This is a genomic window from Cellulomonas biazotea (genome assembly GCF_004306155.1).
In the GTDB taxonomy this organism is placed as follows: domain Bacteria; phylum Actinomycetota; class Actinomycetes; order Actinomycetales; family Cellulomonadaceae; genus Cellulomonas; species Cellulomonas biazotea.
This window is the reverse complement of record NZ_BIMR01000018.1, coordinates 23432-36726: the sequence shown is the minus strand read 5'-3', so window position 1 is coordinate 36726 and position 13295 is coordinate 23432. Positions and strand designations below refer to the sequence as shown.

The window sequence follows — 13295 nt, the reverse complement described above, 5'->3', positions numbered from 1 at the left end:
CATCGCCGGGCGGGCGTCGAGGGTCGTCACCACGCGTCGCCGCCGCGTGCACGGGCGGTGATCTCCGCGAGGACGTCGTCGGTGTAGACCGGCCGCAGCCCGTCGGTCACGGGGCCCTCGTCGAGGGTGGTCCACTGCCAGTGCGGGACGACCCGCGCCGTGGTCCCCACCTCGGCGAGCCGCAGGTCGAGCATGACGCCGTACCGGTAGCCGAAGCGGCGCTGCACGCCGGTCGCGGTGGTGACGTCGAGCGAGCCGGGCGTGCCGGTCGCGTCGGTGCTGAGCTCGACGAGCAGCAGGTTGTGCTCGGGCCCGAGCCGCCCGCGGTGGTGGACGATCAGGTGCGGCGGGCGCGACGTGCCGTCGTCGAGCCGCACGGAGGACTCGAGGACCATGCCGGACCGGTCGTACTCGGCGTCCACGTCCCAGGTCCGCTCGATCGTGCCGCGCAGCGCCCACCCCAGGTGGAACGAGATGGAGCGGGCGGACGGCCGGCTGGTCCCCGACGACGGCGCGAACAGCGTCCACTGGTCGACGATCGTGTTCGTCAGCGCGATGCGGACGCGGGACTGCAGGTCGGGGAGCAGCATGGCCGGACGGTACCGCCCGGCCGGGCGGCTCCGGCAGGACCACGGGCCCGTGCGGCGGCCTCTGCCCGGGCGCGGCGACCGGCCGTCGTCGGGCCGCCGAACGGCGCTCGCACGCGCGAGGAGCACGCCGGTGACAGGTCGGTCAGTATCGCCATCGACGCTGTGGGCGCGGCGGTCTAGGTTGGTCCGCTGTGACACCAGTCATCACCGCCCACGGGCTCACCAAGCGCTTCGGCGACCTCACCGCCGTCGACGGCATCGACTTCGAGGTCGCCGCCGGCGAGTCGTTCGGCCTCCTCGGCCCGAACGGCGCGGGCAAGTCGACGACGATGCGGATGGTCGGCGCGGTCTCGACCCGCTCCGGCGGCGACCTGCGCGTCCTCGACCTCGACCCCGAGACGCACGGCCCGGAGATCCGGTCCCAGCTCGGCGTCGTGCCGCAGGAGGACAACCTCGACACCGAGCTCACGGTCCGCGACAACCTGCTCGTCTACGGCCGCTACTTCGGCCTCCCCCGCCGGGTGTGCGCCGAGCGCGCCGACGAGCTGCTCGAGTTCGCGCAGCTCACGGAGAAGACGAAGGTCAAGACCGACGACCTGTCGGGCGGCATGAAGCGCCGGCTCACGATCGCGCGCGCGCTCATCAACGACCCGCGCATCCTCATGCTCGACGAGCCGACGACGGGCCTCGACCCGCAGGCCCGGCACGTCCTGTGGGACCGGCTGTTCCGGCTCAAGGAGGCCGGCACGACGCTCGTCGTCACGACGCACTACATGGACGAGGCCGAGCAGCTGTGCGACCGGCTCGTCGTCGTCGACCACGGCCGGATCATGGCCGAGGGCAGCCCGGCGGAGCTGATCCGCCGGTACTCGACGCGCGAGGTCGTCGAGCTGCGGTTCGGGTCGACGCGCAACGCGGACGCGGCGGAGCGGATGGCGGGCGTCACGGAGCGCATCGAGGTGCTCCCTGACCGGGTGCTGCTCTACGCCGACGACGGCGAGTCGGTCGTCGAGAAGGTCCTGGCCCTCGGCCTGGAGCCCACGACGAGCCTGGTCCGCCGGTCCAGCCTGGAGGACGTGTTCCTCCGGCTCACGGGGCGGAGCCTCATCGAGTGACGACGACGACCAGCACCCCGACCGCGGCCGCGCAGCGCGCGCTCGACGCCGCGGTCCTCCCCCGCCGGTTCGGCTGGTGGTACGTCGCCGAGGCGCAGCTGCGCAGCATGAAGGCGTACGGCTGGACGATCGTCGCGAGCGGCGTGGGCCAGCCGCTGCTGTACCTGCTCGGCATCGGGCTGGGGCTCGCGGCGTTCCTCGACGTGTCCGTGGCCGAGGGGCCGGACGGGCCCGTCGACTACGTGACGTTCGTGGCGCCGGCGCTGCTCATGACGGCCGCGGTGGGCGTCGCGATGGACGAGTTCACGTACGCGGTGATGTCGGGCTTCAAGTGGCGGCGGCTGTACTACGCGCCGAACGCGTCGCCGGTGTCGCCGCCGCAGCTCGCGACGGGCGTCGTCGTGGCCTGCGTCGGGCGGATGCTGTTCACGGCCGTCGCGTACTACGCGCTCATGGTCGCGTTCGGTGCGGTCGGCGACCCCGTGACGGGTCTGCTGATCCCGCTGGTCGGCGTCCTCGCCGGGCTCGCGTTCGGGCTGCCCGTCATGGCGTACTCGGCGTCGATCAAGGACGACCGCGGCCAGTTCGCGCTCGTGCAGCGGTTCGTGTTCACCCCGATGTTCCTGTTCTCGGGCACGTTCTACCCGCTCGACACCGTCCCTGTCGCGCTGCAGTGGATCGGCTGGGTGTCGCCCGTGTGGCACGCGAGCGAGATCGGCCGCGCGCTCAGCTACGGCTCCGCACCGGGGGCGTGGCCCGTCGGCCTGCACCTCGCGGTGCTGCTGCTCATGGCCGGCGTCGGCGGCGTCCTCGCGGGCCGCGTGTTCACCCGGAGGCTGCGCGGATGACGACGGCGACCGACCGCGGGCTCACCCCGCGCTGGCTAACCACGGGTGGCGTCAAGGCGCTGTCGTCCGGCAACGCCGGGGCCGTCGTCGAGCGCGGGCTGCGCGCGACCCGCTCCGGCAACTGGGTCATCGTGCTGTCCGGGTTCTTCGAGCCGGTGTTCTACCTGCTCGCGATGGGGTACGGGCTCGGCACGTTCATCGGCGACGTCGAGGTCGAGCCGGGCGTCACGGTGTCGTACGCCGCGTTCGTCGCCCCCGCGCTCCTCGCGGTGTCCGCGATGAACGGCGCCGTGTACGACTCGACGTGGAACGTGTTCTTCAAGATGCACTTCGGCAAGCTGTACGACGCGATGCTGTCGACGTCGATCGGCCCGCTCGACGTCGCGCTCGGCGAGATCTCGTACGCGCTGCTCCGGGGTGGCGTCTACGCGCTCGGCTTCCTCACGGTCATGCAGGTCATGGGCCTGAACCTGGCGTGGACGGCGTTCCTGTCGATCCCAGCGGTGCTGCTCATCGCGTTCGGCTTCGCCGCCGTCGGGATGGCCGTCACGAGCTTCATGAAGACGTTCCAGCAGATGGACTGGATCAACTTCGTCCTGCTCCCGATGTTCCTGTTCTCCGCCACGTTCTACCCGCTGTCGGTGTACCCCGAGGCGGTCCAGTGGTTCATCAAGGCGATGCCGCTGTGGCACGGCGTCGAGCTGGTCCGCGGCCTGACGACGGGCGTCCTGTCGGCCGCGATGTGGGGGCACGTCGCCTACTACGTCGGCATGATCGCGCTCGGCGTCACGTTCACGACGACCCGGCTGCGGGCGCTCTTCCTGCGCTGACCCGCGACGGGTCCGGACGGCCGACGGGCCCCGGCGCACGAGGTGTGCACCGGGGCCCGTCAGCACCGTGGGCGGTCGCCCTGAGGTCAGCGGCTCAGCCGCACACCTCACCGTTCACGGTGAACGACGTCGGGCTCGTGTTGGTCCCCGGGTGGGAGCCGTTGAACCCGATGTCGGTGCTCTGGCCAGGCTGGAGCGTGGCGTTCCACGACAGCCCCGTGGCCGCGACCGTCGTCCCGGTCTGCGACCACGTGGCGCTCCAGCCCTGCGTGACCTGCTGGCCAGAGGGGAAGGCGAACCCGAGGGTCCAGGTCAGCGGCGTCGTGCCGGTGTTGGTGATCTTCACCGAGCCCGTGAAGCCGACGTTCCAGCTGTTCGCCGTGTAGGCGACCTTGCACTTCGCGGTGCTGGTCACGGGCAGCGTCGTGAACGTCACCGGGTTGCTCACGGCCGAGCGGTTGCCCGCGACGTCCTTCGCGAGGACGACGTACGTGTACGCCGTGTCGGCCGTGAGGCCGGCCAGGACGGTCGACGCGGTGGTGGGCGACGCGACGAGCGTCTGCGTGGTCCCGTTGACGCGCAGCACCTCGTAGCCCGCGAGCCCGCTGCCGCCGGTGTCGGTCGACGCGGTCCACGTGAGGGTCGCCCCCGAGGGGCCGATGTTCGACGCGAGCGGGGTGCCCGGGACGGTCGGCGCGACGGTGTCGGCGGGCGCGGCGGTCGTCGTGAACGTGACGGCCGTCGACACGGACGACAGGTCACCCGCGAGGTTCCGGGCCCGCACGGCGTACGAGTACGCGGTGCTCGGCGTCAGGCCGGTGAGCGTGTACGTCGTGCCCGTGGTCTGCGCGACGAGGGTCGTGGTCGAGCCCTGGACCCGCAGCACGTCGTACCCGGCGATGGCGGGGTTGCCCGTCGACGCCGTCCACGTGAGCGTGGCGCCGCTCGACGTGACCGCCGACGTGACCGGGGTGCCCGGGGTCGTCGGCGGCACGGCCTCCTGCGCGGTGAGCGTGGTGAACGTGACCGCCGCCGACGCGGCCGACACGTTGCCGGCGACGTCCTTGGCCTTGACGACGTACGAGTACGCCGTCGCGGGCGTGAGGCCGGTCAGGGTGGTCGTCGTGCCCGCGGGCGCGGCGACGAGCGTCTGGGTCGTGCCGCTGACCCGGTACACCTCGTACCCCGCGACCCCGGAGCCGGCGTCGGTCGACGCGGCCCACGTGAGCGCGGCACCGGTCGTCGTGATCCCGGATGCGACCGGCGTGCCCGGGACGGTCGGCGCGGTCGTGTCCTGCGTGCTGCCGGTCGGCTCCTTGCCCCAGACGAGCGTGCCGCCGTCGTACATCGTGATCGCGGCGGACTTGGCGAGCGCGGTCTGGTTGAGGTTGGCGTACGACGGGTCGTTCGCGGCGTTCCAGCCGGTCGGGCCGGTGACCCGGAACTGGATCTCGCGGCGGTGCTGCGACTGGCCGCCCGGGTAGATGTTCTGGCCGACGCACGACAGCTCGACGTAGCCGAGCGTGCCGCCGGCGCTGACGCCCTTGCCGGACTGCGCGCCGCACTCGCTGTAGTTCGACGACAGCGTGACGTCGGACGCCGCGAAGCCGTCGGTGGTGAACCAGTAGCGGACCTTGGTGTTCTTCAGCGACCGCGCCGGGAACGCCGACTGGTTGCGGATCATGGCCTTGACCTCGGTGAACGTCGTCCCCGGGGGCTGGTTGAGCATGGCCTCGACGAACAGCTCGTCGCCGTCGGGCTGCTCGGCCGTCGGGAAGCCCGCGAGGGCCGTGCCGCCGTACTCGTCGACGAGCCGCGCGAGGGCGCTGGTGAACCCGGCGTTGTAGTCGGTCGCGACCTCGTTGGCGACGTAGTCCTGCCGCGAGTCGGTGTAGGCGTCGTTGGGCGACCCGGGGCCGCCGACGAGCGCGCCGTACAGGACGTGCCGGGACGCGGCGGGCGTGGTGATCGAGTCGAGCCACGAGCCGTGCGCGGTGCGGTGGTGCGGCATGGTCGGCGGGTTGGCGCCGAAGCCGACGACGTACGACGAGCTGCGCGGGTTGTCGCCGAGGGCGTAGTTGATCTGCCGGACGCCGAAGTCGTGGTAGCGCGCCTTGCGGGTCGCGTCGGTGAGCCAGTCGGAGTAGACGAGCGCCACGAACGACGTGTTCGCGGCGTACCGCAGCGCACCCCACGAGTCGAGGACGGCCTGGCCTCCGGGCGAGTACGGCACCTTCTGCCCGTTGACGCCGACGGTCCAGTAGTCGAGCCACCGGTTCGCGTCGTCGACGTACTTCTGCTTGCCGGTCTCCATGGCGAGCAGCGCGTACATGCCGAACTGCTTGTTGTCCCACGCGACGGTCCACTTGTACGAGCGCGTGGTGCTCTGGTTCTCGGTGCCGAGCTTGTCGTACTCGGTCTCGGCCTTCGTCAGGTAGGTGGCGTCGCCGGTGGCCTTGTAGAGCCAGTAGGCGCCCCAGACGAGCTCGTCCTGGTACCCGGACCAGGACTTGTAGTACGCCGAGGCGGCCGTGACGCAGTCGGAGTACGCGCCACGGTAGGTGTCGGCGAACGAGTAGAGCTGCTTGGCGTGCGAGACGAGCGTCGCCGCGTAGGTCGGGTCGTCGGCCTTGAACAGGACGCTCGCGGAGGCCAGCGACGCGGCCGTCTCGGCGGCCACGTCGGAGCCGGGGCAGGACGCGGTGATCTTGTGCGACGGGCGGGCCATGGTCATGACCTCGGCGGGTCCCCACCACTTGTGGTCCGCCTCGCCGTCGCCGACCTGCACGTACAGCTCGTTCGGCGCGGTGTGCGCCTTGACGAAGTAGTCGTTGACGAAGCGCAGGTTGTCCTTGAGCTCGTCGAGCTGCCCGGCCTTGGTGTACCCGCCGGGGCTCTCGATCGCGCCCCACGCGAGCATCGTGGCGCTGAACGCCATCGGCAGGCCGAACTTCACGTGGTCGCCCGCGTCGTACCAGCCGCCCGTGAGGTCCTTGCCGACGTCCGCGCCGTCGGTGAGGCCGGAGTCGCCACGCCAGGACACGGGGAAGTCCGCCGGCAGGTCGCCCGAGCGCTGTGCCTGGTAGAAGAACATCGACTTCTGCAGCGCCTCGGCGTAGTTGAAGGCCGGGGCGGCGCTCGCGCCGGACGCGAGGGGTGCGGCGAGCAGCCCGGCCGCGAGGGCGAGCGTGGCGCCGTAGGCGGTCGCGGTGCGGCCGCGGGACCGGGGCGGTCGGGGCGCGCGTGGCGCCGTGGCAAGGCGGGGCATGGGGTCCTCTTCCGGGCACGGAGATGGTGGACGGCGGCCCTGCCTGATCGCTGTCGCTCCGGCACGACGCGCCTGGCGCATCGTGCAAACGGGGCGTCGTGAGCGTCAACGCCCTAAACGATTCACCAGCCCCGACCAGCCCGGACGTGCCCTCCCCCGCCGGCCCGGACGTCCCCGGGCAGCACCACGCCCCCCGGGCATCGAGGCCTGCGGAGGGCGTGGGGACGAGGTCCCGGCGGTGTGCCGGGAAGGGCGGACGTCAGACCGAGGGCGAGCCCTTCGTGTCGTCCGTCGCGTCCGTGACGGCGTCGGTCGTCGCGGCCTTCGCCTCGTCGACCGCGTCCTTCGTGTCGTCGAGCGACTTCTGCGACGTGCGGCGCACCCGCTTGGCGGCCTCCGTCGCGGTGTCCTTCGCGTCGGCGACCTTCTCGGTGAGGTCCTCGCGCGCCTCCGCGACCTTCTCGGCCGCCTTGCGCGTCGCGTCCCGTCCCTTGGCGACCGCGGCACCCGCCGCCTCGCCGACGGCGTCCGCCGCGTCGCCCACCGCGTCCGTCAGGTCGTGCTTCGCGTCGGTGGCACGCGTCCGGAACGAGTCGGCGTGGGTCGACGAACCCAGCGAGTCCGTCGGCTCCCACGGCTCGGCCCACGGGTCGACCTGCGACCGCGACCGGCTCCACGCGACCGCCGCGGCGCCGACCGCGGCCACGCCCGCGAGCACCCAGAACACCTTGGCGCCCGTGTGCTTCTTCTCGCGCTCGGCCGCTGCCGCCGCAGCCGCAGCGGCGGCGGCCGCCTTCGCGGCACGCTTCGCGGCCTTCTTGCTCGAGTCGCTCGTCACGTCGGCGGCCTTCTCGACGGCAGCGCCGGCCTTGACGGCTGCCTCGTTCATCGCCGCCACCAGGCGCGGCAGCAGGTCGTCCACGAGCTTGTCGTGGGCCGTGTCGATCGCCGGCGAGGCCTTCGCTGCGGCCTGCTCGACCTTCGGGGCCGCCGCGATGACGCTCTCCTTGTACGCGTGCTCCACGCGGGGCAGCAGCCAGTCGATGAACGCCTCGACCCGCGGGGTCGTCCAGTCCTTCGCGGACGACGCCGCGTCCGACGCCTTCGCTGCGGCGTCCTTCGCACCCGCCGCGGCCGCGATCTTGGCGGTGCTCGCCTTGTCGGCGAGCGTCGCACCGAGCTCGGCGGCCTGCTCCTTCAGGTGCTCCTTGTCGACGTCGATCGTCGTGCGGCTCTTGCTGAAGCCCATCGTCCACTCCCGGCTTGGTGTGCGGCGGGTGGGGCTGACCCATCCGCGCTGGTCGGCGGCACTGGGGTCCCACTCTGCCACCGGACCTGCTGGGACGCAGTGTGGACGCCCTCGCGTCGTGCACGTGTCCAGGACCTGCGTCGGAGCCCCGTGCGACACTGTCGCCATGTTCGCGACTCTCCACACGTCAGCCGGTGACATCCGGATCGAGCTGTTCCCGAACCACGCGCCGCGCACCGTCGAGAACTTCGTCGGGCTCGCCACGGGCACCAAGGCGTGGACCGACCCGGCCACCGGCCAGGAGCGCACCGACCCGCTGTACTCGGACATCGTGTTCCACCGGGTCATCGCCGACTTCATGGTCCAGGGCGGCGACCCGCTCGGCACCGGCCGCGGCGGCCCGGGCTACACGTTCGACGACGAGATCCACCCCGAGCTCGCCTTCACCGAGCCCTACCTGCTCGCCATGGCGAACGCCGGCAAGCGGCTCGACCCGACGACCGGCAAGGTCGGCGGCACCAACGGCTCGCAGTTCTTCATCTCGGTCGCACCGACGACGTGGCTCAACGGCAAGCACACGATCTTCGGGAAGGTCGCCGACGACGCGAGCCGTGCCGTGGTCGACGCGATCGCCACCACCCCGACGCGCCCCGGCGACCGTCCGGTGCAGGACATCGTCCTGCAGTCGGTGACCGTCGAGGACTGAGCGACTCATCAGCGAGAACCCCACGCCGGGCGCGCCGGCCGCACCGCCTGTCTGCCCGCGGCACCCCGACCGGGTGTCGTACGTGCGCTGCCAGCGGTGCGGCCGTCCGACGTGCCCGGACTGCCAGCGGCAGGCCGCGGTCGGCGTGCAGTGCGTCGACTGCGTCGCCGAGGCGTCGCGCGGCACCCGCGAGGCCAGGACGGCACTCGGCGGTCGCCTGCGCGGCGGTCCCCCGGTCGTCACGATCACGATCATCGGCCTGTGCGTCGCGAGCTACGTGGCGCAGCTCGTCGTGCCCGGCTGGACGCGGCAGTGGATCTTCAGCCCGCTCGCGGGCTTCGTCGAGCCGTGGCGGTTCCTGACGGCGGCGTTCCTGCACTCGACCGGCAGCTTCCTCCACATCATCGTCAACATGCTGGCCCTGTGGATGATCGGGCCGTACCTGGAGCAGGCGCTCGGTCGGGCGCGGTTCGTCGCCCTGTACCTGCTGAGCGCCGTCGGCGGCTCCGTCGCCGTCGTCCTGCTCGCGCAGCCGCTGGGCGCCTGGAACGTCGGCGTCGTCGGCGCGTCCGGCGCGATCTTCGGCCTGTTCGGCGCCGTGCTCGTCGTCATGCGGCGGCTGGGCGGTGACGTCCGCGGGATCCTCGCGGTGATCGCCCTCAACGTCGTCATCGGGTTCGTCGTCGCGGGGATCTCCTGGCCCGCGCACCTGGGCGGTCTCGTGACTGGGCTCGCGCTCGGTGCCGCCTACGCGTACGCCCCGGCGGCCCGCCGGCAGCTCGTCGGGTGGCTGGCGCCCGTGGTCGTCGGCGCGGCGCTCGCCGTCGCCACCCTCGCCTCGTACGCCGCGGTGGGACTTCTCTAGCCTGTGGGCGCGGGGCAGCTCGGACCGGGTCATCCCCAGGCGGTGCACGACGGTCCGTGCATGAGTGAGTGTCGTCCACAGGCTGTTGACCAGCGACAACATCTCTTCTGTCCCCAGCGGTGCACAACTCTGTGGATAACTACACGGCTGTAGTTCCACAGGTGTGAGCACAGCTGGGGACTGCGGTAGCCTCCGCCCAGGGCGGCCAGGACAAGGCCCTCCGGGAGCCTCGTCCGTCATCTCGACCTGACGGTCGACCGCGGCACGTGTACTGGCCGTCACCGGGGCCGACCGAGTCAATGCAGGTATGACAGACGGATGGCGAATCGCCTACGCCAGGCACCCGTGCCGTGGTAGAAATCGGGCGTATGCCCCGAAAGCGACGTCACGACGCGCGCCCGGACGACGGTCGACCCCGCGGCTGGAGAGCCGCCGTCGCCGGTGGCGCCCTCGTCGCCGCACTCGTGGCCGGCTGCACCGGCACCAGCACCGGCACCGCCGGAGCGGACGACGCCACCTCACCCCCGAGCACCGTGCCGGGCTCCGACGTCCCGAGCGACGCACCGCGCTCGAGCCTCACGACGCCGATCGAGGGCGGGACCCCGTTCAGCCCGTACCTCGCCGCCGTCGACGCCGTCGCGGGCGTCTCGGAGGAGGCGGCGCAGGCGTCGGCGGCCCGTCAGCAGAAGGTGCAGCAGCTCGTCGCCACCTGCATGAAGGACGCCGGCTTCGAGTACGTGCCCGCGGCGACCGACGAGGCCGAGCCGACGAGCTACCCCGGACCGAGGACGTCGTGGGCCTGCCGCAGCTCCCCGACGACCGCGCCGAGGTCGACGTCGACGCCGCGGAGGCGGCTCGGCTGGACTCACAGGAGCTCGACCCGAACGACGCCTACGCGGAGACCCTCGGCGCGGCGGGACAGGCCGAGTACTACGCGACGCTGACCGGCAGCGACGGTCCCGACGGCCCTCAGCCCGACCCGACGGGCGGCTGCTACGGGCGGTCCGACGCCGCCGTCCCCGCCTCCGACGACGAAGGACGCGGCGCCCTCGCCGAGCAGTACGGCCAGCTGTTCGCCGGGATGGGCAGCCTGCGCATGCGCGGGCTGCAGGCCGACACGCGCGTGGCCGACCTGAACGCCCGGTGGTACGGCTGCGTGCTCGACGCCGGTTACGACCTGAGTCCGCCCGAGGGCGTCGACGTCGACACGTTCAGCCCGGTCGACACCTACTTCCTCGCCGTCCGGACCCCGCCCGGCGGGGTGGCGGGGTACCCCGGCGAGCTCGAGACCGCCGACGACATCCCGGTCGAGGAGCGCTACCTGGTCGGGTCGGCGGAGGAGCGCGCGATCGCGGTCGTCGACTTCGACTGCCGCGTCGCGACCGACTACGAGCAGACGCTCGTCAGTGCCCTCGTCGACCTCGAGGCCCAGTTCGTGGCGGCCCACCGGCAGGAGCTCGACGAGCTGCTGGCTGCGGTCGAGCTCGGCCAGGCCTGACCGGTCCCGCACAGGCGGCCGCGAGGCCGTGCACCCGACTCCCGACGTGTCCGGACGCGTCCCGACGCGAGCGGGCGCGACGACGCGAGCGTCCGCTCAGCGGGCAGGACACCGAGCCGGGACGACCCGGCGAGTCGCTGGGCCGACGCTCAGCGCCAGCGCGTCGTCATCCCGAAGCCGGCGATGATGAGCGTGAAGCCCACCGCCAGGTTCCACTGGCCGATCGACGGGATCGGGTACTGCGACCCCGTCAGGTACGTCACGACGATCCAGACCAGCCCGGCCAGCATCAGCCCGAGCATCACCGGGACGAACCACGGCGCGTTCGGCTTGGGGCCGGCCGACTTCTCGGGCGGCGGGATGTACGTGGCCTTCTTGCGCGACCTCGACTCAGGCACGTCCGGGCTCCTGTCCAGCGGCGGTGCGTGACGCACGGGCGGCACGCGGAACGACGGTGACGCGAGGTCACCGAACGACAACGGTGCGACGTGGACGGCCCGCATCGTCACGGCGTCCACGCAACGTGACCTAGCGTAGTGGGCGGCAGCCCCGGCGGAGCCCGAGAGAGGACGACAGTGACCGAGCACCCGCACCGTGCGCGGCGTGTCGTCGCGCGCGGGACGCTGTCGGTCGCCCTCGTCCTCGCCCTGTCGGGCGCCCTGTTCGCCGCCAACGCCAAGTTCGCCGACGCCCAGGAGACCGAGCGGCACCCGCAGGACATCGCGGACCTCGCGGGGTCCCAGGCGGAGCGCGTCGAACGGCTCGCCGCGCAGGTCGACGACCTGCGGTCCGAGGTCGACGCGCTCACCGAGGACGGCAACGCGGACACGGCCGCCGTCGGGACGCCCGGTCCCGGGTACGTCGTCGAGAGCGGTGCCGTGCCCGTCGCCGGACCCGGCCTGACCGTCGAGCTCGACGACGCGCCCGTCGACTCGCCGCTGCGCGAGCAGCTCGACCCCGACATCCTCGTCGTCCACCAGCAGGACCTGCAGTCCGTCATGAACGCCCTGTGGGCCGGCGGCGCCGAGGCGATGATGCTCATGGACCAGCGGGTGATCTCGACGAGCGCGTTCCGGTGCGTCGGGAACGTCCTGCGGCTGCACGGCCGCGTCTACTCGCCGCCGTACGTCGTGCGGGCGATCGGCGACCCCGCCGACCTGCGCAGGGGACTGAGCGAGTCGCCCGCCGTCGCGGGGTACGTGCGCGACGCCAAGGACGTCGGCCTGGGCTGGCACGTCGAGTCGTCGGACCGGCTCGAGCTGCCCGCGTACTCCGGTGCGACCGACCTGGACGCCGCGACCGTCCCCGAGGGCGTCGAGATCCTCCCCGGGCTCGAGGAGGCCGACGAGGCCGCGAAGGACGCCGCGTCGCAGTCCTCGCAGTCCCGCAAGTCCGCGCCGCCCGCGACCGGCCCCGAGGGCCCGCAGGGCGACGATGACTGAGCAGGGCACCGCGGGTACCGGTCAGACGGACCGGACCGGCCAGGCAGGGCACGACGTCGGGCCGGCGGGACGACCGCCCCGGTCCACCCGGCCGCGGCGCGGCCCGTCGCGCACCCGCCACCGCGTCTACACGACGATCGGCGTCGTCGGCGAGCTGCTCATCACGTTCGGCGTGCTGCTCTTCGCGTTCCTCGCGTGGCAGCTCTGGTGGACCGACGTCGAGGGCAACCGCGCGCAGGCGGAGATCGTCCGCGAGCTCGACCGCCAGGAGGTCCCGGACCCGACGCCCAGCGCGACGTCGTCCGGCCCGGTCGTCGCCGAGCCGCGACGCGACGAGCCGCCCGTGCTCGACGAGCCGCCGCACGCCACGACGTTCGCGACCATCCAGGTCCCGCGGTGGGTCGGCGAGCCCGAGCGCCCCGTCAGCCAGGGCGTCGACCGCGCGACCGTCCTCGACGTCCTCGGAGTCGGGCACTACCCGGGGACGGCCATGCCCGGCGGCGTCGGCAACTTCGCCCTCGCGGGGCACCGCACCACGTACGCGAAGCCGTTCAACCGCGTCGAGGAGCTGCAGGTCGGCGACCCGGTCGTGGTCCGCACGGCCGACACCTGGTACGTCTACCGCGTGACGTCGACGCAGGTCGTGCTGCCGTCGCAGGTCGACGTCATCGCCCCGGTGCCCGGCGACCCCGGCGCGACACCCACCGAGCGGCTCATCACGCTGACGACGTGCCACCCGATGTTCTCCGCCCGGGAGCGGTTCATCGTGCACGGCACGCTCGACTACTGGGCGCCCGTCGCGGACGGGACGCCCGCCGAGCTGCTCGGAGGCGCATGATGGGCGGCCTGCGCCCGACGGCACGCCGTCGAAACCGCGTGACAGG

Annotated in this window: 12 protein-coding genes; 8 read left to right on the top strand and 4 right to left on the bottom strand. The window is 72.6% G+C overall.

Features of this window, described 5'->3' with window-relative positions; translation table 11 throughout:
- Positions 1-26: 26 nt before the first annotated feature.
- The gene (locus CBZ_RS01775) at positions 27-590 is read right to left on the bottom strand and encodes a hypothetical protein (protein ID WP_130779910.1); all 564 of its coding nucleotides are present in this window, start codon (positions 588-590) and stop codon (positions 27-29) included.
- Positions 591-781: 191 nt separating this feature from the next.
- Here CBZ_RS01775 and CBZ_RS01770 point away from each other — a divergent pair, with 191 nt between their 5' ends.
- Genes CBZ_RS01770 through CBZ_RS01760 form a run of 3 tightly spaced genes read left to right on the top strand, consistent with a single transcriptional unit; the run spans position 782 to position 3383 of the window.
- A complete protein-coding gene (locus CBZ_RS01770; RefSeq protein WP_130779909.1) occupies positions 782-1705 on the top strand; it encodes an ABC transporter ATP-binding protein in 924 nt (307 codons plus the stop codon).
- Positions 1702-2553 (top strand): ABC transporter permease, encoded by an 852-nt coding sequence (locus CBZ_RS01765; protein WP_130779908.1) that lies wholly within the window; start codon positions 1702-1704, stop codon positions 2551-2553. Before CBZ_RS01770 ends, CBZ_RS01765 begins: the two co-directional genes overlap by 4 nt.
- On the top strand, positions 2550-3383 hold the full coding sequence (locus CBZ_RS01760; RefSeq protein WP_130779907.1) for an ABC transporter permease: 834 nt from the start codon (positions 2550-2552) through the stop codon (positions 3381-3383). The genes CBZ_RS01765 and CBZ_RS01760 overlap by 4 nt, the downstream gene beginning before the upstream one ends.
- 94 nt (positions 3384-3477) lie before the next feature.
- Here the strand turns inward: CBZ_RS01760 and CBZ_RS01755 are convergent, their stop codons facing one another.
- Together CBZ_RS01755 and CBZ_RS01750 are read right to left on the bottom strand one after the other, a co-directional pair.
- Positions 3478-6651: a glycoside hydrolase family 9 protein gene (locus CBZ_RS01755; RefSeq protein WP_130779906.1), complete on the bottom strand. Its 3174-nt coding sequence runs from the start codon at positions 6649-6651 to the stop codon at positions 3478-3480.
- A 259-nt stretch (positions 6652-6910) separates the two neighbouring features.
- Positions 6911-7900 carry a hypothetical protein gene (locus CBZ_RS01750; RefSeq protein WP_246012954.1) on the bottom strand — a complete coding sequence of 330 codons (990 nt, stop codon included), beginning with the start codon at positions 7898-7900 and terminating at the stop codon, positions 6911-6913.
- Between the two features lie 166 nt (positions 7901-8066).
- Here CBZ_RS01750 and CBZ_RS01745 point away from each other — a divergent pair, with 166 nt between their 5' ends.
- The 3 genes from CBZ_RS01745 to CBZ_RS01735 all read left to right on the top strand — a co-directional run bounded on the left by CBZ_RS01745 (position 8067) and on the right by CBZ_RS01735 (position 10969).
- A complete protein-coding gene (locus CBZ_RS01745; RefSeq protein WP_130779905.1) occupies positions 8067-8606 on the top strand; it encodes a peptidylprolyl isomerase in 540 nt (179 codons plus the stop codon).
- A 7-nt stretch (positions 8607-8613) separates the two neighbouring features.
- Positions 8614-9471 (top strand): rhomboid family intramembrane serine protease, encoded by an 858-nt coding sequence (locus CBZ_RS01740; RefSeq protein ID WP_130779904.1) that lies wholly within the window; start codon positions 8614-8616, stop codon positions 9469-9471.
- Between the two features lie 793 nt (positions 9472-10264).
- Positions 10265-10969, top strand: a complete 705-nt coding sequence (locus CBZ_RS01735; protein WP_130779903.1) for a hypothetical protein — start codon at positions 10265-10267, stop codon at positions 10967-10969.
- A 149-nt stretch (positions 10970-11118) separates the two neighbouring features.
- Here the strand turns inward: CBZ_RS01735 and CBZ_RS01730 are convergent, their stop codons facing one another.
- Positions 11119-11367: a cell division protein CrgA gene (locus CBZ_RS01730; protein ID WP_130779902.1), complete on the bottom strand. Its 249-nt coding sequence runs from the start codon at positions 11365-11367 to the stop codon at positions 11119-11121.
- A gap of 177 nt (positions 11368-11544) precedes the next feature.
- On the opposite strand from CBZ_RS01730, the gene CBZ_RS01725 reads away from it, so the two are divergent.
- Both CBZ_RS01725 and CBZ_RS01720 read left to right on the top strand, forming a co-directional pair.
- Positions 11545-12411, top strand: coding sequence for a DUF881 domain-containing protein (locus CBZ_RS01725; RefSeq protein ID WP_130779901.1), 867 nt, complete (start codon positions 11545-11547; stop codon positions 12409-12411).
- Positions 12404-13249 (top strand): class E sortase, encoded by an 846-nt coding sequence (locus tag CBZ_RS01720; RefSeq protein ID WP_130779900.1) that lies wholly within the window; start codon positions 12404-12406, stop codon positions 13247-13249. Before CBZ_RS01725 ends, CBZ_RS01720 begins: the two co-directional genes overlap by 8 nt.
- Positions 13250-13295 lie beyond the last annotated feature (46 nt).

What these genes read in the sequence shown, in the direction of transcription:
- CBZ_RS01755 (WP_130779906.1), bottom strand. Translation starts at nt 6,651, where the DNA reads ATGCCCCGCCTTGCCACGGCGCCACGCGCGCCCCGACCGCCCCGGTCC.
- CBZ_RS01720 (WP_130779900.1), top strand. Translation starts at nt 12,404, where the DNA reads ATGACTGAGCAGGGCACCGCGGGTACCGGTCAGACGGACCGGACCGGC.
- CBZ_RS01775 (WP_130779910.1), bottom strand. Translation starts at nt 590, where the DNA reads ATGCTGCTCCCCGACCTGCAGTCCCGCGTCCGCATCGCGCTGACGAAC.
- CBZ_RS01745 (WP_130779905.1), top strand. Translation starts at nt 8,067, where the DNA reads ATGTTCGCGACTCTCCACACGTCAGCCGGTGACATCCGGATCGAGCTG.
- CBZ_RS01750 (WP_246012954.1), bottom strand. Translation starts at nt 7,900, where the DNA reads ATGGGCTTCAGCAAGAGCCGCACGACGATCGACGTCGACAAGGAGCAC.
- CBZ_RS01760 (WP_130779907.1), top strand. Translation starts at nt 2,550, where the DNA reads ATGACGACGGCGACCGACCGCGGGCTCACCCCGCGCTGGCTAACCACG.